Source organism: Candidatus Thermoplasmatota archaeon (assembly GCA_022848865.1).
In the GTDB taxonomy this organism is placed as follows: Archaea; Thermoplasmatota; Thermoplasmata; order RBG-16-68-12; family JAGMCJ01; genus JAGMCJ01.
Genome location: JAJISE010000013.1, coordinates 17,931 through 43,391 on the forward strand (window position 1 = coordinate 17,931; position 25,461 = coordinate 43,391).

22 protein-coding genes and 1 other RNA gene are annotated in these 25,461 nt (G+C 58.3%); 6 read left to right on the forward strand and 17 right to left on the reverse strand.

Translation table 11 applies throughout. From position 1 onward, the window contains the following. Positions 1-28: 28 nt before the first annotated feature. Positions 29-2,491 carry a TIGR03790 family protein gene (locus tag LN415_03900; protein MCJ2556234.1) on the forward strand — a complete coding sequence of 821 codons (2,463 nt, stop codon included), beginning with the start codon at positions 29-31 and terminating at the stop codon, positions 2,489-2,491. A 4-nt stretch (positions 2,492-2,495) separates the two neighbouring features. Here the strand turns inward: LN415_03900 and LN415_03905 are convergent, their stop codons facing one another. The 7 genes from LN415_03905 to LN415_03935 form a co-directional block, all read right to left on the reverse strand. Further along, the gene (locus LN415_03905) at positions 2,496-4,355 is read right to left on the reverse strand and encodes a CehA/McbA family metallohydrolase (protein ID MCJ2556235.1); all 1,860 of its coding nucleotides are present in this window, start codon (positions 4,353-4,355) and stop codon (positions 2,496-2,498) included. Between the two features lie 90 nt (positions 4,356-4,445). Continuing rightward, positions 4,446-5,231: an enoyl-CoA hydratase-related protein gene (locus LN415_03910; protein ID MCJ2556236.1), complete on the reverse strand. Its 786-nt coding sequence runs from the start codon at positions 5,229-5,231 to the stop codon at positions 4,446-4,448. A gap of 41 nt (positions 5,232-5,272) precedes the next feature. Then, complete coding sequence (gene phaC / locus LN415_03915) at positions 5,273-6,337, reverse strand: class III poly(R)-hydroxyalkanoic acid synthase subunit PhaC (protein MCJ2556237.1); 1,065 nt, start codon at positions 6,335-6,337, stop codon at positions 5,273-5,275. Next, the gene (locus tag LN415_03920) at positions 6,318-6,833 is read right to left on the reverse strand and encodes a hypothetical protein (protein ID MCJ2556238.1); all 516 of its coding nucleotides are present in this window, start codon (positions 6,831-6,833) and stop codon (positions 6,318-6,320) included. Before LN415_03920 ends, phaC begins: the two co-directional genes overlap by 20 nt. 29 nt (positions 6,834-6,862) lie before the next feature. After that, a complete protein-coding gene (locus LN415_03925) occupies positions 6,863-7,795 on the reverse strand; it encodes a hypothetical protein (GenBank protein ID MCJ2556239.1) in 933 nt (310 codons plus the stop codon). 17 nt (positions 7,796-7,812) lie between these two features. Then, positions 7,813-8,613, reverse strand: a complete 801-nt coding sequence (fabG, locus tag LN415_03930) for a 3-oxoacyl-[acyl-carrier-protein] reductase (protein ID MCJ2556240.1) — start codon at positions 8,611-8,613, stop codon at positions 7,813-7,815. Positions 8,614-8,853: 240 nt separating this feature from the next. Further along, a complete protein-coding gene (locus tag LN415_03935) occupies positions 8,854-9,072 on the reverse strand; it encodes a hypothetical protein (GenBank protein MCJ2556241.1) in 219 nt (72 codons plus the stop codon). Positions 9,073-9,182: 110 nt separating this feature from the next. On the opposite strand from LN415_03935, the gene LN415_03940 reads away from it, so the two are divergent. Next, positions 9,183-10,280 (forward strand): hypothetical protein, encoded by a 1,098-nt coding sequence (locus LN415_03940; protein MCJ2556242.1) that lies wholly within the window; start codon positions 9,183-9,185, stop codon positions 10,278-10,280. 118 nt (positions 10,281-10,398) lie between these two features. On the opposite strand, the gene LN415_03945 is transcribed toward LN415_03940, so the two are convergent. From LN415_03945 to LN415_03970, 6 genes are all read right to left on the reverse strand, one after another. After that, positions 10,399-11,817 (reverse strand): SDR family oxidoreductase, encoded by a 1,419-nt coding sequence (locus LN415_03945; protein ID MCJ2556243.1) that lies wholly within the window; start codon positions 11,815-11,817, stop codon positions 10,399-10,401. A 98-nt stretch (positions 11,818-11,915) separates the two neighbouring features. Further along, positions 11,916-14,375: a DUF2791 family P-loop domain-containing protein gene (locus tag LN415_03950; protein ID MCJ2556244.1), complete on the reverse strand. Its 2,460-nt coding sequence runs from the start codon at positions 14,373-14,375 to the stop codon at positions 11,916-11,918. Between the two features lie 108 nt (positions 14,376-14,483). After that, an RNA gene (rnpB, locus tag LN415_03955) (RNase P RNA component) lies at positions 14,484-14,757 on the reverse strand. A 22-nt stretch (positions 14,758-14,779) separates the two neighbouring features. Next, the gene (locus LN415_03960; GenBank protein ID MCJ2556245.1) at positions 14,780-15,496 is read right to left on the reverse strand and encodes a 5-formyltetrahydrofolate cyclo-ligase; all 717 of its coding nucleotides are present in this window, start codon (positions 15,494-15,496) and stop codon (positions 14,780-14,782) included. Between the two features lie 5 nt (positions 15,497-15,501). Continuing rightward, complete coding sequence (locus LN415_03965) at positions 15,502-16,545, reverse strand: tyrosine--tRNA ligase (protein MCJ2556246.1); 1,044 nt, start codon at positions 16,543-16,545, stop codon at positions 15,502-15,504. 25 nt (positions 16,546-16,570) lie between these two features. Further along, on the reverse strand, positions 16,571-16,831 hold the full coding sequence (locus tag LN415_03970; protein MCJ2556247.1) for a zinc-ribbon domain-containing protein: 261 nt from the start codon (positions 16,829-16,831) through the stop codon (positions 16,571-16,573). Positions 16,832-16,930: 99 nt separating this feature from the next. Between LN415_03970 and LN415_03975 the strand changes: the two genes are divergently transcribed. Continuing rightward, on the forward strand, positions 16,931-18,466 hold the full coding sequence (locus LN415_03975; GenBank protein ID MCJ2556248.1) for a hypothetical protein: 1,536 nt from the start codon (positions 16,931-16,933) through the stop codon (positions 18,464-18,466). 523 nt (positions 18,467-18,989) lie between these two features. Beyond that, positions 18,990-19,253, forward strand: a complete 264-nt coding sequence (locus LN415_03980) for a hypothetical protein (protein MCJ2556249.1) — start codon at positions 18,990-18,992, stop codon at positions 19,251-19,253. A gap of 42 nt (positions 19,254-19,295) precedes the next feature. Here the strand turns inward: LN415_03980 and LN415_03985 are convergent, their stop codons facing one another. Together LN415_03985 and LN415_03990 are read right to left on the reverse strand one after the other, a co-directional pair. Beyond that, positions 19,296-20,306, reverse strand: coding sequence for a class I SAM-dependent methyltransferase family protein (locus LN415_03985; protein ID MCJ2556250.1), 1,011 nt, complete (start codon positions 20,304-20,306; stop codon positions 19,296-19,298). A 60-nt stretch (positions 20,307-20,366) separates the two neighbouring features. Beyond that, positions 20,367-21,005 carry a MarC family protein gene (locus LN415_03990; protein ID MCJ2556251.1) on the reverse strand — a complete coding sequence of 213 codons (639 nt, stop codon included), beginning with the start codon at positions 21,003-21,005 and terminating at the stop codon, positions 20,367-20,369. A 130-nt stretch (positions 21,006-21,135) separates the two neighbouring features. On the opposite strand from LN415_03990, the gene LN415_03995 reads away from it, so the two are divergent. Together LN415_03995 and LN415_04000 are read left to right on the forward strand one after the other, a co-directional pair. Then, positions 21,136-21,909, forward strand: a complete 774-nt coding sequence (locus LN415_03995) for a hypothetical protein (GenBank protein ID MCJ2556252.1) — start codon at positions 21,136-21,138, stop codon at positions 21,907-21,909. Between the two features lie 35 nt (positions 21,910-21,944). Continuing rightward, entirely contained in the window at positions 21,945-22,154 is a 210-nt protein-coding gene (locus LN415_04000; protein MCJ2556253.1) for a hypothetical protein, read from the forward strand. On the opposite strand, the gene proS is transcribed toward LN415_04000, so the two are convergent. Together proS and LN415_04010 are read right to left on the reverse strand one after the other, a co-directional pair. Continuing rightward, complete coding sequence (proS, locus tag LN415_04005) at positions 22,151-23,548, reverse strand: proline--tRNA ligase (GenBank protein MCJ2556254.1); 1,398 nt, start codon at positions 23,546-23,548, stop codon at positions 22,151-22,153. The two genes, LN415_04000 and proS, sit on opposite strands and share 4 nt — an antisense overlap. Before the next feature lie 73 nt (positions 23,549-23,621). Continuing rightward, positions 23,622-25,461, reverse strand: a 1,840-nt coding sequence (locus LN415_04010) for a PKD domain-containing protein (GenBank protein ID MCJ2556255.1), incomplete at its 5' end; no start/stop codon positions are given.

The following is a 25,461-nucleotide window of genomic DNA, read 5'->3' on the forward strand; positions in this document are numbered from 1 at the left end:
TTTCTTGCATCACATGGCTACCGCCCAGATGAGCTCAAAGATGGTCCTCTGTCTCCTCGTCGCGGTTCTTCTCACAGCCCCTTCCCTGATTGGGGGCGATGATCCCGACCGTGACGTCGCACCCTCTTCGTCCTTTCCGCCGGGAACGAGGTCGGCGCTCTCGGAGAGGTTCGCCGAGATGGTGGACTACAGCGACGTGATGGTCATCAGGAACCTGAACTCCCAGACGTCCATGGATATCGCGGACTACTTCACGAGCCAGAGAGGCATCCCTTGGGAGCGGGTCTGCAACGTGACCATAGCGGCCACCGAGGTCATCAACCGGGCGACATTCGCCAACCTGAGGACGCAGGTCGAGGACTTCATGGTCACGAATGGTCTCGTCGACGCGATAAACTACATCGTGACGACGAAGGGCGTCCCCCTCAAGGTCACCGACTCACCGTGGGAGAACGCCGCCTCCGTGGACTCCGAGCTGGCGCTCATCAACGACATCTACTCCGGCTCGATAGGGAACTTCCGTTGGCTCCTGAGCCCGTACTTCAACGCGTCCGCGCCCTTCTCTCACGCGGACTACAACTTCTACATCGTCAACAGGCTGACCGCCTACACCAAGGAGGAGGCGATGGGGCTGATCGACAAAGCCACGCTCGCGATAGGTAGAAAAGGAACGTTCCTCTTGGACACGGACCCGCGCAGGGGCGGGACTTACGCGATAGGGAACGAGTGGATGATCGATGCCGACTACATCCTCCAGCAGAAAGGTTACGATGTAATCCTGGACCAGACGAACGACTTCCTGACGAACTACTCCAACATTGCTGGCTACACCAGTTGGGGGAGCAATGACGGAAGCTGGTACTGGGCGGAGAACCCGAACGCGGGGTTCGAGACTGACGCCGACTTCGACGGCCTTCCGGACGACTGGTTCATCGAGGATCTGTCCGGAACCGCTGGCGTTTCGAGGAACAGCACGGATGTGCGCTCTGGCAGCTGGTCGATCGGAATCACGCGGCCCGCCGCGGACAATGAGTACACGGCCGTCGTCCAGAACCTTACCGCCGAGCCGGACAGACGGTACTTCGTCCGTGGATATGCGAACCTCTCGGGAGTGTCCGCCGGACATGGCGTGTTCCTCCAGTTGAGGATACTCAATGACTCCGGAGCGCCCGTGGCGGTGGTCAACACCACCGCTCGGACCGGGACCACGGCCGACTACATTTCACTTGGCCAGATCAAACTCGAACAAAGAAATGAGTCGAGGATCCAGATCGTGGCGGTCTTCTCCAAATCCAGCGGCACGGTCGTGTTCGACGACGTCAGTCTCATAGACATCAAGCCGCACAACCAGTGGATCCCTGGAGCACTGGCGGAGACGTACGTGTCCACGGGCGGGAGGAGCTTCACATACGGAACAGCGTACGGCCAGTCCCTTGTCGCCGACCTCCTGCGGGATGGCGTCACTGGACTGAAGGGCTACGTCTACGAGCCGTACCTGGGTGCCGTGGCGCACCCGAATATCCTGTTCAAGGCGTACACAGAAGGGTACACACTCGCGGAGAGCTTCTCCATGGCGTCCGAGATCAGTCTGAGCTGGATGGACGCGATCATAGGCGACCCGAAGCTGGCGCCGTACAACGTGAGCTATCTTCCTGACCTGAGCCTGAACGACGGCAGCGTTCGGATGGACCCGAGCCCGGCGATAGTCAGAGACCAGATCGACATCGTGGCTGACATCTCCAATCTCGGCGAGTACCCTGCCACGGACGTGACCGTCTCCTTCTACGCGGGCGATCCCTGGAGCGGTGGCATACTCCTCGAGAACAGGAGCCTGGACATCTTTCACGGCTCTGTCAACACGACGTCCGTCACGCTCCAGACCGCGAATCTCACTCTTGGCGAGCATCAGTTCTGCGCGTTCGTGGACTCGCCCGATAAGTATCTGGAAACGGATGAGTCCAACAACATCGCGTGCACGAACATCACGCTCGTCAGCGTGCATCTGAACGCAGGATGGAACCTCGTCTCGATCCCATATGTGGGGACCAATCGTAGCGTTGAGGCGGTCCTGGATTCCATCGACGGGAAGTACGACACCATTAGGCACTACAATAGCTCGGTGATTGTGGACCCGTGGAAGACGTTCAAGGCGGGAAGAGATGCCTCGCTCAACGAGCTCAGGTGGATAACGGACGAAACGGGATTCTGGATTCACATGAGGACGGAGGCGGACATAGTTGTCGGCGCGGAAGAGTTGCCCACCAAGTGGGTCAGACTGAAGTACGGCTGGAACCTCGTAGGTTATCCCTCCTTTTCGAACCGGACGATTCAGGATTCCCTGGCAGGGGTCCCGTGGACGCGGATAGAGGGCTTCGACCCGCTCGCGATGCCCCATCGCCTGAAGGTTCTCTCCCCCACCGATGTCCTGTCACCGGGGACGGCTATCTGGATAAAGGTCACCCAGGATTGCTGGTGGATAGTGGACGGTTGACGACCTAGCCTTGGACGACCCACGTTGCGTTCGCGGAGACCTCGAACCAGTAACCCTGGAACGACTGTAATGTGTCGAGCGCGGTGTATCGCCTCAGGTAGTGCGGCGGAGCGCCGAGCGGACCTTCGACCCGCTCGAGCGGCATGCCCGCCATGAGATCGGCGACATCCGCCTCGACGAAGGAGGGATAGCTGACCAGATTCCAGCCCTCGCGGAGCTGGATCGTCGTCTGCACGGGGACCGCTCCCGCCAGAACGAAGTGGGAGTCCTGCGTGACGTTGACCCAATACCCGCTCGCGTGCGTCATGGACCTGAGCGCCGAGTAGACCTTGAAGCTGGAGAATGTCGTCCACCCGCTCGGGTCGTGCGTCCAGACGCGGTCGACGCTGACCGTCTGCAGGACGCTCAGCAGGCTGTCGTTCGCCGGCACGAGTGGATAGGATATCAGATGCTTCCCGCTAGCCAGGAACCGAGAGGTCTTGGCCGCCTCTCTCGTGTTGTTGTCCTCGTATCCCATCGTGTCGACCGCCCGCACGACGTAGAAGAAGTCCTCGTCGTTGCCGATCCCCGCACCCTCGTGAGTCCAGTTCGTGCTCACCGTCCTCGCGACGGGGTAGAGGAAGCTGAAGTTGTCGTAGGAATCGGACAAGTACACGTGATAGTGGTCCACGTCCGCGGCGGGCGATGGGTCCCAGGATAGGAACACGTCGCTCCCGCTCAGCTCGGCCATCAGGTTCGCGGGTGGGGCGGGAGGCGAGTTGAACGGCTCCAGATCGAAGAAGATCGGGTTCGTGAAGGCGACGTAGGTCTCCCCCCTGAGGAACCCGCCGTTGAACGTCCTGATCTCCGTCCTGTACCAGAAGTCCGTGTCCGCCAGCGTGGACTCCGTGACGGAGAACCATCCCGCTCCGACCGCCCACGACCCGATGACGGACCCGTTTCTGATCAGCCTCACCTGGGAGGACTCGTTGGCGTAGCCGGATATGCTCACGTTCAGCGTCGCGGGAGCGGACGACCGCACGGTCTCTCCGAGGATGTGCCCGTCGACCGTGAAGTTCAGCACGGGCCCGTCCGTGATGTACAGCCGCCCCTTCATGACCGCTTCGAGCAGTCCTTCGCGGCTGAGCTCCTCCACAAGGGCGACGTTCCGGGGGAAGCCGATGGCGCCTTGAAGATTGAGCAGGTCGCCCTCGTTCCAGTCGTTGAACCCGTTATGGGAGTCGCTGTCCCCGACTGCAATCTTCCGCACGCCGGCGTTGAGATAGCTCTCCCACTGGGAAACGGCATCGCTGTCCATCGTCGTGGGGAACGCCGCGTTGAACCCGCCATAACCGTGATAGATCTCCATCCCGTCGAAGTCCTCGTAGGTCCCGAAGTACTGGTAGCGGTCCGGTGCGTCCGGAGCGAACGGGTGCGCCAGTATCGCCAGTCCTCCCTGCTTCCGGATGTCCTCGAAGATGTCGTTCATGTTCCTCCCTGGCCCGAGGTTCCAGGACACCAACTCGCTCAGACCCCATCCCAGGATGTGCCCGTCAGCGGTGGTCACCTCATCTCCGATCAGGCACAGGAAGTCGGCGGTGTTCTCGGCATCGCAAACGGACTGAGGCGGGACGACGTTGTGGTCCGTGACCACTATCCAGTTCAGGCTCCTGTTCTTCGCCACGTCCGAGTTCTGATGGACTGTCGTCAACCCGTTCGAATACGTGGAGTGCATGTGACCGTCGCCGACGGCGGTGGAGTAGTTCGTCTCAGACGTCAGCGGCGCATAGGATTCGCCGGAAGGGGAAGTTCTCTCACCCTCAAATCCGAGCGATGGAGCGAACGAAATGATGATTAGAATCGAGAGGACGCTCGAGGTAAGCACAACGGAGAATCTCGATGGACGGCGTAATCCACGCATTCAAGAAATCAGATTCGACTGTGGATATTAGTATCTTCCGTTGGAGCTGGCAACTCAGGAGGTGAATTCGGGCTTCCTCCGCTCGAGAAAGGCCTTCATTCCCTCCTTCTGATCTGGAGTCTCGAAGAGAGAGGCCCATTCCTCCCTTTCTCTTTCGAAGCCCGCTTCGTACGAAGCCTCCACAGAACACCTTATCGCCCTTTTGGCGGCAAGGAGAGAGTCCCTGCTCATTGAGCACAGCTTTTCGATGATCTTGCTGATAAAATCCTCCAGAGAGTCGTCTGGAACCACTTTGTTGACGAGGCCCGCGTCCAACGCCTCGTGGGCATCTATTCTGGTCCCGAGATATATGATCTCGGCTGCCTTCCCTGGCCCGACCAGGCGGGTCAGCCTCTGGGTTCCTCCCCATCCCGGAATGACACCGATGTTGATCTCCGGCTGTGAGAAGACGCAGTTCTCGGATGCAACACGGATATCGCATCCGCAGGCTATCTCCAATCCTCCACCTAGGACGTAGCCGCGCAGAACGGCAATCACGGGCGGCAGGTCTCGCTCGAGTTTCCTAACGAGGGATTGACCCAACTCGGAGAATTCCCTCGCCTCGGATGCGCTCTTGGCTTCCATTTCCACTATGTCTGCCCCCGCCGTGAATGCCTTGGCAGAGGAACTCCGGATGGAAACGACCTTGATTGAGGAATCGCCCGCAATCTCATCCAGGACATCATGGAAATCTCGCATAACACTAGAGCTCAGTATGTTCAAACCATTCTCACTGGATAGAAGGATCGCTGCGTGGTCTTCGTACGTCGAGAGTCGAACCGAAGTCTGTTGTGATTGCATTATTTCCATCCCAGTCGTCATTGATATTCTCCCCCAGATGCCTATCTAGACCTTCTCTTGAGCCAACTCGCGACCGCAGGCCACACTTCTCTGTGTGCTCTCCCGCCAACGGACAGCCCAACGTGTCCGGTGTTGCAACTGATTGAGTCCCTCTGCTTTGAGGATACATGCTCCAATAGTGCTTCCGTGGACTCGGGGGGCACTATGTGGTCTTTCAAACCTGTTATCGTAAGAACCGGCATGCGGATCTTCCCAAGATCCACTCTTCTCCCGCAGACCCTCAACTCGCCAGATGTCAACTGATTCTGCTGATACCATTTCTCTATGAGGTCCATGTAGAAGGCACCTGTCATCGGAATGCCATCGTGAATCCACTTCTCCATGCGGAAGAAGGTCTCCGTGAACTCCTCGTTATCCGCGTTCTCCCAAAGGTCCAGGTACTTGAGGTGGAGATTCCCCACGGGGTCGAGGGACTTGAACGTCCACGTGAAGAGCTCCATTGGCACGTTTCCGAAGGCGTCTACTAGCTTGCTCGCATCAATGTACTCTTCGTTGGTCCACACGTGAAGGAGAGAACCGTCACAGTGGAACTCTATGGGAGCGGCCATTATGACCAGATTCTGTATCTTCTCGGGATGGGTCGAGGCGTATATGCTCGCAAGTGTTCCTCCTATGCAGTATCCCATCAACGATATCTTCTCGAGTTCTTGGCTCTCCAGAATCCAGTCGACGACATCATTCAGGTAGCCTTCCACATAGTCCTCCGTGCAGAGGTGCCTGTCTTCCTCTCCTGGTGACCCCCAGTAGACCATGTAGACGTCGATGCCCTTACTCAGCAGGGACTCGACAACGCTCCGCTTCGGCTCAAGGTCCAAGATGTATGGCTTGTTCAGGAGCGCATAAACGATGAGCAGAGGAGGTCCGGCTCGCTTTTTCCTGACTGGACGATAGTGGTGCAGTTCCACCTTGTCCTTCCTCCAAACGACCTCCTTGGGGGTCGGTCCAACATCGACATCCAGAGGTCGCCATGGCAGCTGAAGAGAGTATGGCCAGCTCCCCGCTTCTTCTCCCCGCCAACGTGGTAGTTCATCTCTTTCTGCTGCCAAGGTGGGATTCCCCTCCCTTCTTCGTTGACTCTGACATCTTCTCCACTTGCTTCCTCAGCTCATACACTTCTTTGTGTATCTCCGACATTTCTCCACAAGTAACGAGTCCCATCGATTTCAGCGATTGGTCCTGGGCATCCTGCAAGAGGATCTTCCAATCGAGGAAGGCATCTAGATTTCTCGCGTAGAAGCGCAGGACAGAGGGCGTTCCCAGCATCTCGTCGACCATTTCGGAGTGTCGCCGTGCGAATTCACGATACTTCTCTCGAGATGTCGCGTCCTCTTGGTTGGGGAAATCTCCGAGGTTCTCCATCATTCTGCTGAAGTGCTCTCTCGCTATCCTGGCAACATCCGCACTGGCTTCCGCGGAGCTCTCATAGTAATCCCGCGCCCTCTCCAGAGCCTCCATGTTTTTCGTCATCATGAGCTGCCAATCAATGGGTGATCCACTCCAGTTGCCTGCCTTCTTGGGTTCTCCGTGCTTACTGTCGCTCATTGGCATACACCTGCAAGGACGAGCCGAGTCTATCTGGACTTCTCCAGCTTCTTCACTCTCTTGGTGAGCTCCTTCAATTGCTTCTTCAGATGCTCGTTCTCCTTTCGGGTCGAAAGGTCGAAGGCCTCCTGCCAAGGCTCTTGGGAATCGAAGTACCATTTCCAGAGCTCGTCGTAGTTGGTCCCGAAATTCCTCGTCAAGTGGATGACCTCCTTCTCCACTCTGGATAGATACTCGGACCATGCATTCTGAAGACCTTCGAATCCGCCGTTGTTGGAGGAGACTAGTGATCTCAGGTTATTTCCCATCGTGTCGGACTGCTTTCCCCAGAGCTCAACGAAGTCCCTATAGCTTTCCCCGTCTGCCTCGAGAGAGTTCACGATCTGTCCCATCTTCGTGTAGAAGTCCGTCCAGGTCTCGGTCAGTTGATTCAACTCCTCTGACCCGTGCTCAGCGGTGTCTTCCATCCACTTCTGCATGTCAGATGTGAATCCCCGCCAGCTGTCATAGAGGATTGACTGCTCCCAATCGATCTGACCGCCTGAGGCGAGAGCTGAGAGTTGACTGTTGAAATCCTTGGACGAATCCCTCCAGTTCTTCTGGAGATCCTCGTGCCGCTCCATCGTTGTGTTCATCACGGATGTGAGCCTGTTGTACATCTTGTTCGAGTAGTTCCTCCAGATGTCATAGAGCTCTCTCAACTGAAGGTCCTCAGCATTTTTCGAGGCTCTTGAGCCAACGGTCTTGTAGAACTCAGTCCATTCGCTCGCGAAGTCCTCGTACGTCTTCCTTTGCTCTTCTGCGTTCTTGTCTATCCTGGAACCGATGCCCTCCTGGAAATCCGTCCACGCTTCGCAGAGCTGAAGATAGCCTTCAGAGACCTGTGCGATGGACTGGGAAAGGTCCTCATAGGGCATCCATTCCTCAGTTGCCTTTTTCTTCTTTGCCTTTTTCGTTGCCATTATCTAGCACCTCTTTCTCACAGATACATTCCACCATTGATATTGAGAACATGACCCGTGATGTAGTCAGCATCTTCAGAGGCGAGATATGCGACCGCTCGCGCAATCTCTCTCGGAAGGCCAAACCGCCCAAGCGGGATGTTGGTGAGTATCTTCTCCCTCACCTTCTGCGGTATGCCGGACAACATGTCGGTCTCGATGAATCCCGGAGAGACAGCATTCACGGTTATTCCGTCTCTTGCGAGTTCCTTGGCAAGTGTCTTGGTCAATCCGATGAGACCAGCCTTTGAAGCTGCGTAGTTGGCTTGGCCGATGTTACCCATCTGGCCTACGATCGAGGAGATATTGACTATCCTCGGACGCTTGGATTGCTTGAGGTGGTCGAGGAAAACCCGGGAACAGTTGAAAACGCCGTTGAGGTTCACGGAAATGACCTCTGTCCACGCGTCCTCATCCATCTTAGAGAACAACCCGTCTCTGTTTATCCCCGCGTTATTGACCAGAATGTCGACATTCCCCACGTGGGTCTCAACGCTTTCCCTCATTCTCTTCACCTGGTCTGTGTCGCCAACATCGGCGCAATAGACCCATGTGTTCTTCCCCAGGCTCTCTATCTCGACGGCAATCCTGTCTGCATCATCGTCGCTCGATCTGTAGTTTATAACGACATCCGCGCCCTCCTCTGCGAGTGCCCTGGCGATCTCCTTCCCAATGCCCCTGGACGCTCCCGTGACGAGAGCCAGAAGACCGTCTAGTCTACCCGACACGGGGCTTGTCTCCTCACCGCCTGAGATTCTGAAGAGCTCCTCGGTTTTCAAGATATCACGCTTCTGTCCGTCATCTCATGCTCCCTTGGCCTCGGTGTTCTCCCAGAAAGCATTCCCTCCGGGATAGACTGGCAGGGAGGTTCCGGTCTAAGCAGGTGAAGTCCCCACAAAAAGGATTGGGGTAAGATTATCAATGCTGATAATAGACCCCCGAGACACATGGCTGTCTCTTGCTCGCCATGACGCGGTGCGTCCTGACCCGTAGAACCCATGCCTCAACTCCTACCGAGTTCAGCTAATGAGTTCCGAGGGGTCGCTCATCGACGGCACCCCGCGGAGGATCTTGAACACGACGTCATGGTACTTAGCGAACTCCTGGATCCTGGTTATGGCCGTCATCTCGTCCGGTGAGAGAGGGCTGGCCATGCGCGTCATCTCGTGCGCGGTGCAGCAATGACCGTAGAACGGGTTGTACCGCTCACGCTGCACTGAAAGCTCCTCTCTCCTCACCAGAATGACAAGCTCCTTCACATCGTTATTGATTCGGGCGCGGGAACATTTGAAGATGTTGGTACGGTTCCCTGTAAATGGCTTAATACCCGCTCCGCATATCCGAGGCGGTGCTCGGAAGGCTCGCTCGATTGATGACGTATGAGACCGTCCTGTCGCTCGCGTGGTTCTTCGCGGGCTCCTTTTCGCTCGTCTTCCTCATCCGCCAGGGCATGGAAGTCCAGCACGCGGCCTACTTCGTGGCAATCGGGTACCTGCTGACTGTGGTCTTCCTCCTCGTGTTCTCGAGGACGGGATTCCCCAGAGCGGACATCTCCATGGCCGTGGGCAGCCTCGTCATGGCGGGCTATTTCGCCTGCTTCCTCTACCTGCCCGACCTGGTACTGATCAACGTCGCACCCGTGCTTCTCGCCCTCTACATCCCGGTCTTCTGGATCCCGTTCAACATCGCGATAATCCGCATGACGACTGTCAAGAACAGGGGTCTCATCATCAGCCTGACGTTCGTCATATTCCCGATCGTCTATTTCATCGGTCCGCTCGCGGGCGGGGCGACGATACAGAACTCCGGTTACGATGTCGTGTTCGCCGTGGCCCTCCTGCTGTTCGTGATGAACTCTGCACTCATTCTTCTCACGTGGAGAAAACGCGCCGAGAAGTACGCACCGAAGATGGACCTCACGGGCGCGTGGTCGTTCCCCTCCTCCGGTTTCTTCTTCGAGGGTATCCAGGAGGGCGTGTTCGCGGTCGCTATCCCGCTGGCCACGTTCTTCCTCGTTGGTGGCGAGTTCGACCTGGGGAAGATGCTCGCCGCCTTCGGTGTGGCGGGCGGTGTGATGTCGGTCGTGGCGGGCAAAATGTCCGACAAGAAGGGCAAGAGGAAGGTCTTCATCATCCTGGCGGCCCTCGTCTGCGGGCCGCTGCTCCTCCTCTCGGCATTCGTCTCTGACCCCCTGCTCTTCGGGCTCACGATCGGGGCGATCTACTTCTTCCTCCCGCTGCTTTGGATATTCCTCTTCGTCCTCGCGGTCGACAGGGCGGCCTCATCGCAGAACGCTATAATGGTGAGAGAGTTTATGCTGAACGCGGGGAGGACAGTGGGAGCGTTCCTGTGTCTGCTGGCCACTTTCTTCGTGAGTGTCCAGATGACCCTGATGATCGCCGGGATTTCCCTGCTCCTCGTCCCCTTGCTCGGACTCAAGAGGTGACCAGGCACGGCGAGCACAGGAAGTTCTAGCTGCTCGCTTTGGAACTTCCCTTCAGAGATGCGTACTGATTACGAGGAACGCGGATAGGGTGGCGATTCACATTGGGCCATCATCTAGCTCACTTCGACCTTTCCACGAGCGCATCCGCCAAGCTCCGGAAGACGGGGGCGTGAAAGGGAAAGATCGCGTACCAATAGAGCCGACCGAGGATGCCGTTCGGGTAGAAGTATGATGTCTGCGTGAGCTTGCCCTCTGCCACCGTGAACTCAAGCCACGCCTTTCCAGGAAGCACCATCTGGGAGACGAGCAAGAGTCTTCTCCCCTCCACGAGATCGGCCACCTTCCAGAAGTCTAGGCTGTCCCCTATCCTCAGTTTCTCTGGGTCCCTTCTGCCCCTGGTGAGTCCGTACCCGCCTAGCAGCTTGTCGATCACCCCTCTGATGCGCCAGAGCATGTTAAACCTCAGCCATCCTCTGTGACCGCCCAGATGAGTGATGGTGGAGAACACGTCCTCGGCTCTCACTTCCCCCAGGTCCATGGTCTGCGTGTCGATGAATACGGCCTCTGCGATGTCGCCGTCGACTATGTCGCTCACTTCGCCCGCGCTGCTGTCGGACCAGCGGCTGATCACCTGGTTCTCTTCTATCTCCCTCAGAGCTCTTCTCAAGGCCTCCTCGTACGACATGGGAACGATGTCGGGGAAGTGTCTCCTTGCATTGTCGTTCTGCATGACCGTCTCCGACCTTATCCCTTCGATCAAGGCAGAGGCAATTCTGGTCGGGACCGGCGTGAGCATCATGAACCAGTAGGAGGAAAGCTTCAGCGTGGGCAAGAGCATCGGAATCAGGATCCTGCTCAGGCCCATCACATCGGAGGCCTGCTTGAGCATCTCTTGGAAGCTCATTCTCTCCGAGCCTATGTCGACGACCTGGTTGCCCTTGACAGACAGATCCTTCGCAGCCGTGAGATATTCGAGAACGTCATCCACCGCAATAGGCTGGGTCAGTGTCTTCACCCACATTGGTGGCGTCATCACGGGGAGCTTCTGCACGATGTTCCTGATTATCTCGAAGCTCGCGCTTCCGGAGCCGATGATGATGCCCGCCCGGAGCCATATCGTCTGGATCCTATCAGGACGAGAGCTCAGGACCTCGCCCACCTCGATCCTGCTCAGAAGGTGCTTGCTGGCGGTCTCCTTCACTCCGAGCCCTCCGAGGTATATGATTCTCCGCACGCCCGCCTCCGTGCAGGCGTCCAAGAAGTTCTGGGCGCTCAGCCTGTCAAGCTTCTCGTAGCCTCCTCCGGCCTCCATTGAGTGGATGAGGTAGTAGGCGACGTCCACGCCCTTGACCGCCTCTCTGAGGGAGTCCTTGTTGAACGTGTCCCCTTCGACGACCTCCGCCCCCGCACTCGTGTCGGTCGTGACCTTCCTCGAGTCCCGCACGAAGAGCCGCAGCTCCACATCCACATCCTCATGGAGTCGCTGGGTCAGCCTCCTACCTATGTATCCCGTCGCGCCTGTGAGCAGCACCTTCAAGCCCGTGCACCTTCAAGATTAGAAGATGCGCTCTCGTACTTATCATCAACTAAGGCAGAACCGAGATGCCAACTGGTGCTTGCTGGCCCCCTGTGGCCCTAGACGCCAGCCCTCTGAATCCCATCCATATTGAAGAGGGCTTCCTTCACCTTCTCCGATTCCATCTCGAGTCTCAGGTCTTCCAGGATGTCCATGGCCTTGTTCAGGTAGTCCTTCTCCTTCTCCGCATCCCCGTTCTCCTTCCACATCATTCCGTACTCGAAGTAGGAGTCTGCTAGTTCCTTCTCCGTCCCGATCTCTTCGCATATCCTGAGGCTCTCCTCGAAGTTCTCGATCGATTCTCTCCACCTCTTCTGCTCGCGATATATCATGCCGAAGACCCTTTTCGCGTGGGCGATGCCATCCTTGGCGCCCACCTCTTCTGACACCTCGGACGCCCTGGCGCAGAAGTCCAGGGCTTTCTGGAAGTCCTTCTTCTTGAGATATACTTCCGCGATCTTGATGGAATAGTAAGCCGCCAATATGCGGTCCTCAATCTCCTCTGACATCTTCAGGCCCTTCTCGCAGTACCTGAGAGCCCTACCGTATTCCCCCCGGCTGAAATGAGCGTTGCAGACGTTGTTGAGGGCGAGAGCTTCCTCGCTTTCCCCGCTCTCCACGACGTCGGGCTTCTTGGCCTCGATCTCCTCGTCCCGTTCCGCTTCTCTTATGCCGAGGCTCCTGATCTTAGCCCTTATCCTGGCCCTCTTCGTCCTTCCCTCGGCCACGTCCAATGCACTCTCGTAGGATTCTCTGCTCTTCTCGTAATCTCCGATCACGCTGTACGCATCTCCCAGACCGTCGAGAGTCTCCACTCTTCTCTGCTCCTCCTCTTCGATCTCCAGGGACTCGTCGTAGAACCTTATCGCCTCGTCGGTCGAGTAGTCCTTCTCCGCCGCCTTGATGAGGTACAGAAGCGCCTTGTCCCCGCTCCCGGAACGATGGTAGTGGAATGCCAGGTCTCCAGCCACCTCATCGAGATCGTCCTTGTTCAGCTCCTCGATGGACTCGGCGATGACCGCGTGATATTCCGTCCTCAGTTCCCGCGGCATCTCGGAGTAGAGCACTTCCTTTATCATTGAGTGGTCGAACACATAGCTGCCATTGCCAGAATGAATCAACCTGTGTCTCTGGTCCAACCGCCTGAGAGCCTTGAGCAGATCTATCCTTCCGTTCCTCATTGCAGAGGCCAGGACCTTGGATGTGAACTCTGCACCGATGATCGAGGCCCAGTCAAGTGTCTCCCTCGGCTCCTCTTTCACTCGGTCCAGCCTTCTCAGGATCAGGTCGTATATCTTGGAGGGGATGCTGACATCCCGGATGTCTTTGACCAACCTCCAGGCCCCGTCCTGAGCCTCGATTATCCCCTCTTCTACGAACGATTTCACTAGCTCTATCAAGAACAGCGGATTCCCCTCAGTCTTCTGATATATCCGCTTCCTGAAGTCATCACTGAAGTCGGTTGCCCCGAGGAGGGATGTCAGGAACTCCATCGTGTACTTGTCGGGCAGTCTCTGCAGCTCCATCTTCTCGTGCAGGTCCTCACGACTCATCAGACGCATGGTCTCGACGAGAGGATGACCGTTCTCATCCTCCACGACAAGGTCCTCGGGCCTGTAGGTGCCCAGAATGAGGAGGGGGCTCTCCCGCGTCCTTCCCGCGAGATGATGCATCAGCGCCAGGGAGGACGGGTCTGCCCACTGCAGGTCCTCGATGCACAGGAGCGTCGGCGTGTCGCGGGCCTGCCTGATCATCCCCAAGGAGACGTTCTCGAATAGCGAGTCCCTCCTCGCCTCCGTGTCCTCTTTCCCGTGGAAGATGCCATCGTACTTGCCTGAAGTGATGAGTGCCTCGAGGATCCTCTCGATACCCTCCACCTTCTCGCCGTCTCCGTCCCAGTTCGTCAGTTCATTGCCGTAGTTGCTGTCAACCTCCGAGAGTATGTCGCCCATGTCGCTTATCAGGGACTCGTTCTCCCGACCCGTGAGTATCACCACGAGATTCGCGATCCTCCCGCCCTCTATGAGGATGGTGCAGTCGCCGTAGCCGAGTCTGTTCAACGTGTCCCGCGTCTCCTCACCAGTGAGCATGGACAATGAGTCCTTCACGAAGCTCCCAACGGCGGAGAGCATCGAGGCGAATATGTCCGAGTCGAGCTCCGTCTCTTCCCTCAGCACCTCTTCTATCGACAGGCCTGTGTCCTCCACTAGATAGACGGCCTCTACCCTCGGCGCTTCCTCTGCAAGAAGGTAACCTAGGTCCTTGGACCTCAGGGCCTCCACGAAAGACATGTAAGGTCTGAGGGATTCGTACATGCAGTTACCAGACATCACCTGGAAGCCCTCCGATCGGGCGATGGACTTCAGCTCCTCCACGAGCGTGGTCTTGCCTACGCCTGCTTCCCCTGAGATCAGGAGGGTGTTCCCGCGTCCTTCTGCGACTCCATCGAGGTATGCCTCCAGCTCCCTGAGCTCTTGCTCTCTACCCACTATGTGGGGATGAAAATCGAGCTGTGGCATAGACTCCCCCATTTCATCATCTAGTATCATCTTATATATCTTTTCCCTGCGGGATGCTGGCTTTCTTGGGATCCGCCCGAACCCCGCCATCGGGATGCATGAAGTGCCAGGTGACCGTCGTAAGCCCCCTTCTGTTCCGACGGCATTCGACTAAGCGTCCTACCTGCTTTCGCTATTTGGACTTGCTCCGGTGGGGAGTCGCCGTCTCACCAAATCCGCTGGAGACCTCATCGCCTGGCGAATCATCGCATTATCCAGCGGCTGTGTCGTTTCTGCGCCCTTGCCTGCCCTCTCGGACAACTGGCTTGAACCAGTCCACCTTCTGAAGGAGGGGGGACTTTCCTCAGCGCCCGAAGGCACCGTCAGCCGTCCACGGTCTCCTGGCGTATATACAAACGACCCGCTCACATAAAGCTTTTTCGCGAGGTGACCGATCTCAGGACAGGGATGCTTTCCAGCTTCTCTTCATCGAGCCTCTCCCAGAGGATCCCGTTGGGCTTCTCCCTCCTCTCGCACTCGATGACCTCCCTCCTCGTGACAATGAAATCGATCGGGACATCATGCTCGACCATCGGAATGTCAACGTCAACGACCTGGACCGCGTGGACCGTCGTTAGAATCGGCGTGTCCTCATCCACAATCCCGAACTCCCGCCCGATTGCATACTCCAGGTCCGAGTAGCCGCCGCCCTTCCCAACCCTCCCGCCTGAGCGGTTCACGGCGACCGAGCCCGCTACGACGATGTCAACAGGATTCATCTCTCGCGGATGCACCGCCCGCCCGTACTTGAACGCGCCTCGGATGGTCGATGCCTTTCGCGGGGACTCGATGTAGTTCGGGTCGACGCGGATGAAGCACTTCTCCTCCCTCAGGCGGGGGACGGCCATGTATATCGTCTTCCCGCTCTGCAGCGCCATCTCCCTGAGCGGTCTCTGCGGGCTGTCGGGGTTGCACTTCACGAACCTCGCATCCCGCCAGGATTCCAGCTCCTCCACCTTCTTGGCGGCCACGTCGGCGCCCTTGAAGTTGGGAATGCGTCCGAGAACCGGGCGGGGGAATAGAGCGATGTCCTTCTCCTCCATGACGTCCCAGATCATCTCCCGGATCTCGTCCTTGTCCATCGCTCTCACGATGTCAGCTCGACTATCTTCTCATAGTTGTCCGGGTTCCTCTCGAAGTAAGCGCGCACGGGTTCCATGATCTCGTTCAGGTACCGCGTCGTCGCGTTCTTCAGGTCGCTCGGGTGCAGCTCCCTTCCGCCAAACGCCTTTCTAAGTTCCTCGTAGCTCCTGAAGGAGACGTCCCCGCCGAACTTCTCCTCCCGCTCGACCCTGAACTCCTCGACCGCCGGAAGGATGATGAGCCTGCATATCTCCAGGACGGGGTTGTCCTCGACGTCTCCCTCCGGGCAGAACGCCTTCTTGATCTTCTGCTCCACGACTTCGGGCGTCTCGTGAATGGATATGAACGTCTCCGGCTTGGACTTGCTCATCTTCGCCTCGAAGGAGTCCATGCGCCCTCCACCCTGCAGGCCCGCCAAGAGCGGCGTGTGCACGGCGACAGGCTTCCTCGCGCCTATCTTCCCCGCCACGTCCCGCAGGAGCATGTGCGCGTGCCTCTGATCCATCCCGCCCAGGGCTATGTCCAGGTCCAGCTCCACGATGTCGGCGGCCTGCATCGCCGGGTAGATGAGCTTGGAGGCGTCCATGTCGGCGTCCTCCTCCTTGCGGCCCATGATTGTCATCGCCCGCCGCATGCGCGACACGGTCGCGTTCTTGGATATGGACAGCACCTTCTGCCAGTACTCCCGCCTGCCCACCAGCTCGTGCGCGAAGAGGAACTCCGTCCTTGCCGGGTCAACGCCGAGCGCGATGAAGCAGTCCCGCACGTAGTCCCCGCATATCTTGATGCTCTCCAGCGTCCCGTCGAGCTTGTCATTGATGTAGGCGTGCCAGTCCGCGAGCAGGATCGTCGTGTCCAGACCCGCCTCGGAGAAGTCGATGATCTTGCGCGCCACGACGAAGCCCTGGCCGATGTGAACGATCCCCGAGGGTTCGAACCCAACGTAGGAGCGTATCTTCTCCTTCTCGTCGAGGAGCGACGCTAGCTCCTCCTCCGTGATGATCTCTTCCGCTCCCCTCGAGATGAGGTCGAACCTAGAACCAGCCATGTTATCGTGCAAGAGCAAGGTCGATTTAAGACTTTTCTTCATCTCCCTTGAGCTTCTTGGTGACGCCTTTCACGAAACCTTTCGTCTTCCTTCCCGCGTCCTTGACAACGGGCTTCGTCTTATCGTAGGCCTTCTTAGTAAGATCCACAGCGCCCTCGACGACCTCGCCAGTGACGCGTGCAGCGTCGTCCACGAACTGCTCCGATTTCGACTTGATCTGTTCCCCGCAGTCTGGACAGAAGGCGGCCTTCTCCTCGACCTCAGCTCCGCATTTCTGACAATACATTGTATCGAGACATAATCTCGCACGCTCCTAAAGAGTTTTCGCGCGCAGGTCCTGGTCTCTGACGAAAGTGTTAATTGGCGGCTCCCGTATTGAACCGCAATGAAGCGGGGCACGGTCCGCACGAAGGCCAGGACAGCAGCCAAGAAGAAGGAGAGGGAGCTCATCGCGAGGGTGAAGAGGCTCCGCGACGGGCCAGACCCCGTGATCCCGGAATGCGGGGGAGAGTGCAGGAAGTGCCCGTTCGAGAAGTGGAGGGCAAGGCTGCTCAAGCAGCTGAAGTACAAGGACAACAAGAGGAAGCTGAGCGGGCTCGCCAACCTCGGGCCGGACTTCTCGAAGGCCTACGCGGCCGCCCTGCTGCTTGCGACGCAGGACAAGGCGCCCTACCTGGCTGTTGCACACGTGGGCAACAAGGACCTGGCGTACGCGCAGCGCGGGAAGGCGAAGAAGGAGATGCTGATCGGCTTCCAGCACTATCACGACCCGGACGCGCGGCTCCTGGCGGTGGCCGACATCGCGCGCAAGAACGGGCTGTACATATTCTCGATGAAGGACAAGATGGTCTGCACCGGGACGAGCGGGAAGCCGCCGGAGGAGTACGTGACAGAGACTGTCGCCAGGATGAGGTATCCGTTCCAGAAGAGCGCGGACGGCTACGCCGCCCTGGACCCCGCCGATGACACGGTTCTGAGCGTCAAATGGATCCCCGCCAAGATCTCGCTGAAGGTCTCCCGCCACAGGTCCAGCACGAAGCGGAACATCGCGAGCGTCATACTGAACCGCATGCTCCACCCGCAGGCTGACACAGTATTCGACATACGCGTCCAACCGGGGTTCAAGCACACGAACGGGGGCAAGGACTGCCCGCTCAATAAGCTCACCAAGGTCAGCGATCACTGGAGGGCGGAATACGTTGGCGGGCGCATCTCGGACAGGGAAGCGATCGACAACCACGTGGAGGACGTGAGGGAGAAGGCGGAGGCGATGAGCAGGCGGATCTTCGCGGTCGGGATGACGTGCTTCGACGACGACTCCAAGGCTTTCATCGAATCGCTCAGGCCGAACAAGGTCGAGCGGGAGGCTCTGCAGGCGCTCCTTGACAACCTGGACGAGAACGTCATCGTGGACGAGGCCACTCCCGCCAAGGTTCTCGACATGTACTGGAAGGAAGCTGGGAAGGAGGTCCTCGAGGCGGTGCTCGGTGACGAGGACGCTGCCGAGGAGTTCTACGAGCGATCGCTGAAGTCGAAGGAGACGCCGTCGCGATTCGTGCGGGAGGCCTTTCGGTCCGCTCAGCGCGAGAGGATACTGGCGGACCTGCCGGAGTACGAGAGGCTCCCGCCAGTCGCGAGGTTCTGCGACCGCATCACTCGCATCCACAGGACGAAGGGATCGGACGCGGCCGTGATGGAGATACGAGGGACCCAGTCCAGGAAGAAGGAGTTCAAGGCTCTGGAGTACGCCTTCCTTCTCGCTCTCGGCGCGGGCAGGGGCGACGAGTGGAGGTACTCAGAGGACGAGCTGGGATTCGGGGCGCATCTCAAGTCGAAAGCGGAGGCGCTGCTGTCCGCCGAGCCCGAGGGATATGACGCTTCTTTGCGGAGTCTGTTGACCGCGAGCGGGCACTCTTTCTAGCCGATTGCCGATGAAGGCCGAAAGGTCACGAAGGTGGATTCGGCGTCTCTGTCTGCTAGAAGTGACGTGAAGGTCTCTTGATTGCGTTCCTTCAGCTTCCACTCACGATAAGGAATAATGCTGACGACTCCTCCACACGATCACCCATCTCTGGACCTGGGAAATGAGAATGAATCCAGAGATATGGAATGGTTTCGAGGGAAACGATTATATCGTCACGATCAGTGGTGATACATGTCAACAAGCTGGAGGGGAAGATGTGTCGGCGCCTCGGGATCAACAAGTGGAATTGACCGAACCCGAGACTTCCGGGACTCGGGAAACAGCGCGTTTGCTTAATCTGGGATTGAAAGCGGCGCTCTCCGTCGCCTTTGTTTCAGTCGTGTGCGCCGTGATCCTGTTCGTAGCATTCTCCGCTCCCTCTAGTACATTCCATCCGTGGAATGGTTATGCACCGACTGTCGATATGGTTACTACTCCGACCTCGGAGGGATATGAGGTCGAAATTCAGGCGCCAAGCAGAATGGAAGCACTGAGCGCCTTCAAGGTCTCTGTCCTGAAGGACGGGATCCCGTGGGGATCCCCGAGCGTAGTGTGGCAGGGAGCGTGTGGTACCGGTTGGGCAGGCGAGTATCTGAACTTCACCGACCTGACGAGCGATGGCAAGCTGACGGGTGGGGACTTCTTCACGCTTGAGAACTTGACATCTGGTTCGCAGTACGAGGTCATACTGATCTGGGCGGCGAACGACAACAAGATAACCAGCGAAGTCATCAACGTGCCGTAGTCCTCTCATCGAGCGTTGAATCTAGATGCGCAGGGGAATGTGCTATCGGATTTCCGCGTCCACGACAACGTGATAGACGTTTGGCGAATACGATTTGATTCTCCTGACAACGGCATTCTCAACTCTGCGGCCTTCTTCGTGTGCCTCTTCCTTGAGGACCCTGATCGGTCTTTCTGCCATCTCATCCTTGTGGCACGCCTCGTGATAGTGGATGATGCCCTTCTCGCCGACCACTCTCATCGCCTTTCCCAGGTACTCCTTCCCCCAGAGATAGCCCATGATGACCCTATCAGCGACCCCCTCGGGCGCAACGTCCTTGCAGTCACCGAGGAGCGGTTCGACCTCGTGCACCCGGTTCAAGCGGATGTTCTCCTCCAGATAGCTGAAGGCGGCCGTGTTGATCTCGCACGCGTAGACCTTGCGCGGCTTCGAGTGAACTGCGATCGGAAGCGAGAAGTACCCTATCCCAGCGAACATGTCCACGATCGTCTCGGCCGGCTTGCATATTCTCGCCATCCGTATCCGCTCGTGTATGTTCCCGGATGAGAACATGACCTTCATCACATCCAGCTTGAAGAGCACCCCGTTCTCCTTGTGAACCGTCGTCGTCTCGCTGCCAAGTATCAGTCTGAGATCTGGCTCCCTGAGCTCCCCGCCAATGCCGCCAACGTCCTCGAGGACGGACTTCGCTCCCAGGACTCGGGCGTACGTCTCGGCGATTTCATCGTCGTATTCCCTGAGCGAGGAATCGAGCTTCAGCACGAGTACGTCTCCGATGAGCTCCCACCTTCGCGGTAGCTTCTCCTTGGCGAGGGCGGGCAGGTCCAGACCGTTCGCGATGACATGGAACGGTATCTCTTGTTCCTTGATGAGCGGAAAGGAGGGCATCTCCACGATCTCGCCCTCGATGCCGGGGAGCTCGAAGTCATCTCGCAGAAGGGGGATCATCACCGCACCGTCCCGCTCGACTATCCTCATTGTACTGTCGACCGCTCCGCAATCCCGAAGAGCCAACCTAGCCTCCTCGGCCGCCTCTTTAGCCACGCGAAGCACACGCACGGACAGGAATCGGGCTCCCGTGATATAGGGTTGCTGTTGGAGCGCCCCGCGAACCTAGCCGAACAGTTCTATGGCACCGAACACGCCAACGAGAATGATCTGCATGGCAATCGCCGCGAGTATCAGACCCATTATCCTCGAGAACGCGAGGGCGCCTATGCGCCCCATTCTCTTCGTGATCCTGTCACTGTACAGGAGGAGGAAATAGGAGGCCGCCATAGTTCCCAATATCGCCGCCACTATCACCACGGCCTTGACAAGGTCCAGGGTCGGCGACGAGGCCTCTGCCATGAAGACCATCACGGTCGTTATCGACCCAGGTCCCGCGAACATCGGGACCCCCAACGGGACCGCCCCGACGACTTCCTGCTCCATAGCCTCGGACCTGTCCCTGTCAGTGAGCTTCGTACCAGGCCTCCCTCCCCAGAGCATGACGAAAGCGATCGAGAAAAGGAGAATCCCGCCAGCGATCCTGAAGGCAGGTATGGACGTGTGGAAGATCATGAATATGTAGTTGCCCAGGAGCGCGAAGACGAGGAGCGTCACAGAGGCGACCAGTATGACCTTGTTGATCACCTTCCTCCTGAGCTCCGGGGTGTACCCCTCCGTGAGCGCGACGAAGAACGTGAGATTGCCCACTGGGTTGACTATGGCGAATATCGCTGCGAAGGCCGAGAGGGCGAAGTCTACCATTGCGGAGGACTCACTTCCACTCACCTATTTAAGCGTGACACAGGCGAGCGCCCTTTCACAAACTATTTGTGCAAAGAAATATTATCGAGTTCAGATGCGCCTCCAGGCTGTCGTGCTTTTGCTCTCGCTTATGCTTCTACTCCCATACGTGGCGGCCGCCGATGACCCGACGCGCGTCGATCGTGTGAACAAGCTCCTGTCCAACTTCAGCACGCCCCAGCTCGCTCCCGGTGAATCGGGCACGTTCAGCTTCGATGTCGTCAACACCAACGAGAACAACATGACCAACATCTCGCTGACGATGAGCATCTACATGTTCGCGACGGCGGAGGAGACGAAGGACGTGGACGACAACTGGAGCACGCCACTCATAAGGAACAATCAGGAGCAGGCGTTCACCTTCCCGACGTTTGGCGTGAACGGCACCCTGGTGGAGAACAACACCAGGACGGTCAGCGTGGAGATCGTCACGTCCGTGCACACGGTCCGCGGTGGGGTCTTCGACCAGGGGACCTACTTCGTGCGGTTCCGGATGGAGTTCGACTACGACAACGAGAGCTACCTGATGGCATCCAGGGGCTACTTCACGGACCAGATGTGGGAGGACGCAACGAACGACACGAACGTGGCCAACTGCGACCCCGCCGACAGGAAGGGGGACATCTGCCTCACCTACCTGGGCGTGGACGGGATCATCCCCGACTCGAGCTTCGGCGTCAAGGAGCCCATGCCCATGTGGCCATTCTACACGTTCGTCGTCCTGGCGGCGTTCTTCCTCTTCCTGGCGCTGATGTTCCACCTGGAGGAGAACCCCGGCACTTGGCCCTGGATGGAGCGGAAGTGGAGGCGCTTCCGCGGGCTATGGAGGCAGACGTTCCAGAAACCGAAAAGACCGAAGAAGTGAAAGCTTTATAGCCACGCCTACATAATACCCAGCCGATGAAAGAAGAGGGCACGGGGTTCCCGCGCGGCGTCGCCGTCGCATTCTACGCCTTTCTGTTAATCCTGGGGATATTCTTCTACCTCGCTTGGGGCATAATCTTCGGAAGCTGGGACGTCACCCGCCCCGAGAACGTGGGCGTCTACGCCCTCACGGTCATCCTCGTGGGGTTCGGCATAGTCGGCCTCCTGCTCTACTCCAGGCGCTAGTATGTCCTGGCCACGTACGCCGCTGTTTTCGCCGGTTTCCCGCACACGATGCAGTCGCCCTCGAACTCCTCGCCGTCGTAGAGCGTGCCGAGAACGGACATGCCCGTGACGTCCTCGATCTCGTGCCCGCAGGACTCCTCCCCGCACCAACCCATGCGGTTTATCCCGGCCTTCGCGTCCTTCAGCTCCTCGATCGGGAGGATGCCCTTCGCAAGCTCGTCCGAAGCGCGGTCCCACAGCTCCTTCTGGATGTCCTCCAGGAGCCTCTGGACCGTCACTGTCAAATCTCCCTGCGGTACCGCCTCCTTCTTCATGCTGTGCCTCTGCACAAGAGTCACGGTGCCGTCCTTCATCTCGTTCGAGCCGAACTCGATCCTGAGCGGGACTCCCTTCCTCTCCCACTCGTAGAACTTCGCGCCGGGCCTTATGTCGCGGTCATCGACGTCCGTGCGGACACCGCATCCGAGGAGCTGCATGTTCAGGTCCCTCGCGGCCATCAGTATCTCCTCCTGCGAGCCCTTCTCCGGGATGGGCACGACTATCGCCTGGATCGGCGCTATCTTCGGCGGGAGGATCACCCCGCGGTCGTCCCCGTGTATCTCGATGACACCGCCGAGGAGCCGCTCGGAGAGCCCGAAGGTCGTCTGGTGCACGTACTTGTGCTCCCCGCTCTCGTCCTCGTACTTGATGTCGTATGCCCGCGAGAAGTTGTCCTTGTACTGGTGGATCCCGCCGTTCTGGATCGCCCTGCCCGTCGGCATGAGCGAGTCCACGGCCACCGTGTAGTCCGCACCCGCGAACTTGTCCCAGTCCGGGCGCTTCATCTTCAGGTAGGGGACGCAGAACGTCCGCGCGAGGCTGTCCATTATCTCGAGGTTCTCCTTGATCTGGTCCTCGGCCTCCTCGTACGTCGCGTGGCACGTGTGCGACTCGAAGAAGTGTATCTCCCGCACGCGGATGAACGTCCTCGTCTGCTTTGTCTCGTAGCGGTAGACCTCGACTATCTGGTACGTCTTCAGCGGGAGGTCGGCGTGCGACCTTATCCACAGGTTGAACATCGGGTACATCGCCGTCTCGCTCGTCGGCCTGAGCAGCAGGCGGACATCGAGCGGGTTGAGCCCGGCGTGCGTTATCCAGTAGACGCCCTCCTCGAAGCCCTTTATGTGCTGGGCCTCCTTGGCGAACTCCCCCTCGGGAACGAGCACGGGGAAGTGGACCTCGCCGTGGTCCGTCCTGTCAAGCTCGGCGCGGATGAACCCGTCCATGCGGGTCATGATCTTCCAGCCGTAGGGCGTCCAGACGTTCATCCCCTTTATCGGGTACCGCTTGTCGCAGATCTCCGCGTTCTGGATGACCTCGTCGTACCACTCGCTGAACTCGTCTCTCTTTCTCATGGGCTTCCCTCACAAAGCGTACGCTGTTTAAATGGATTTTGGTGCGGGTCCGAAATATGGGAGAGGTGTGGGGCTAGACCTTAGCTCCACACATGAAGCACTCTGCGTCGTCGGCTGCTAGGACCGTCCCGCAGTTGGCGCACTCCTTCATATCGGCGCCCTCCTCCTTGGCCTCCTCGGCCGCGGCGGGAGCCGCTTCGGGTTCTTCCTCGGGCGGCGGAATCTCTTCCTCCTCCTCGACCGGAGCTTCCTCTTCCTCCTCTGGCTTCTTCCTCTTCGCCAGCAGGATGATGACGAGGATCACGATGATTATGATGATGAGGAGTATCCACCAGTACTGGCTGAGGAAGTCCAGCTCCTCCTTCTCAGTCACAGTTATGGTTAGTGTGACTGTGTCGGAGAGCAGGCCATCGGAGACCGTGAGGATCACCGTGTAGGTGTCCGCTGTGGAGTAGCTGTGAGAGGCTGTTTCAGTGGTACCGGCGGCAGTTCCATCTCCCCAATTCCAGGAGAATGTCAGCGGGTCATCATCCGGGTCGGACGAGCCGGTTCCGTCGAAGTTGATCGTCTGTCCCTCTTCGGCCTCTGTCCGGTCTGCTGTTGCGACTGCATCCGGCGCCAGATTGTCGGGTGCGGCGGTCGTGAAGGCCCAGATGACCGAGCACACAGGCAGCTCCCAACCGTCATCGGCGCAAACCTTCCAATAGTAGCCTGTTGACTCTGTGAGTGCTGTAGTTATGGTTACTTCCGTATCTGTCGTCGTCCCCTCCTGAAGGAATGGTGTGGTGACCGTTGTCTCGTTGTCGAGATACCAGTAGTAGGATATCTCATCGCCGTTGGGGTCAACAACAGCGGACCAGTTCAGAAGAGGCGTTGTCGGGACATCCACGGCGTTGTTCGCTGGATCATCAAGCTGTGGTGCGGGTGGTGGGGCGCTCATATTGAACGCAAGCTCAGACCAGCCACTCCATTCAATGCCATCGGACGCGTTCACCCTGAAGTAGTAGGATTCTCCCAGTACGAGCGTTGTGCCAGCGTAGGTCGTTGTGTTGACGGAAGTCGTGTCCGAGTCGCTCCACATCTGAGTACCTGTCCCATCGGGGTCTGTCCAGACCTCGACCGCGTACTCAGCCTGTGAATCGCCGTCGGGATCCGTGAATGTCCAGTTGAAGGTCGGCTGGCTAACTATTATGTGCATGCGGTCATCAACATCGGCGACCATGAATCCCTCGACCATGAGGTCTGTTGGCAGGTCGGGCGGAGTGTTCGCGCAGAAACCGAAGTCATTGCTCCAGGGAGAGTATTCCCAACTGTCCGTTGCGCGGACATGCCACACGTAGCACTTGCCACCTTCTGTGGTGAAGGACGCGGAAGTCGTTCCTGCTGTGGTTTCGCTCCAGACTGGCGAACCGTCAGTCTCGTTCACCTCAACTTCGTAGTCGATGGCGTCGGCGTCAGCATCCGTAGATGGATCCCATCCCACTGTCTGGGTCGCGGAGGGCACCAAGACCGCTCCGTCAGCTGGAGTCGTCGGCGTGGGTACAGTCGGCGGGCAGTTCATGGCGAACATTATCTCCGACCAGTCCGCGGAGTCAGCCCACAAGTGCTTGTCGTCAGCTGTGAGAACGCCGAAGTAGTACGTCTCGCAGGGCTGGGGGTTTATCCCACCGCCAAAGACGATTGATTCCATCATATAGGCCTGTGGCGCCGGGTCCCAGATGACTGTGCCAGTTCCCCCTGGACCAGTCGAGACAATCACGTCGATGTCTCCCTGCGTGTCGCCAACGTCTGGATCGTTGAACGTCCAGCTGAAGGTTGGCGTCGGGTTCAGCAGATGTGTGATCTCCGGAGCGGCAGTGAATGTGTCAACCGCGAGGTCCGTCGCAGCTGTTGGCGGCTGGTTCGGAACCTCG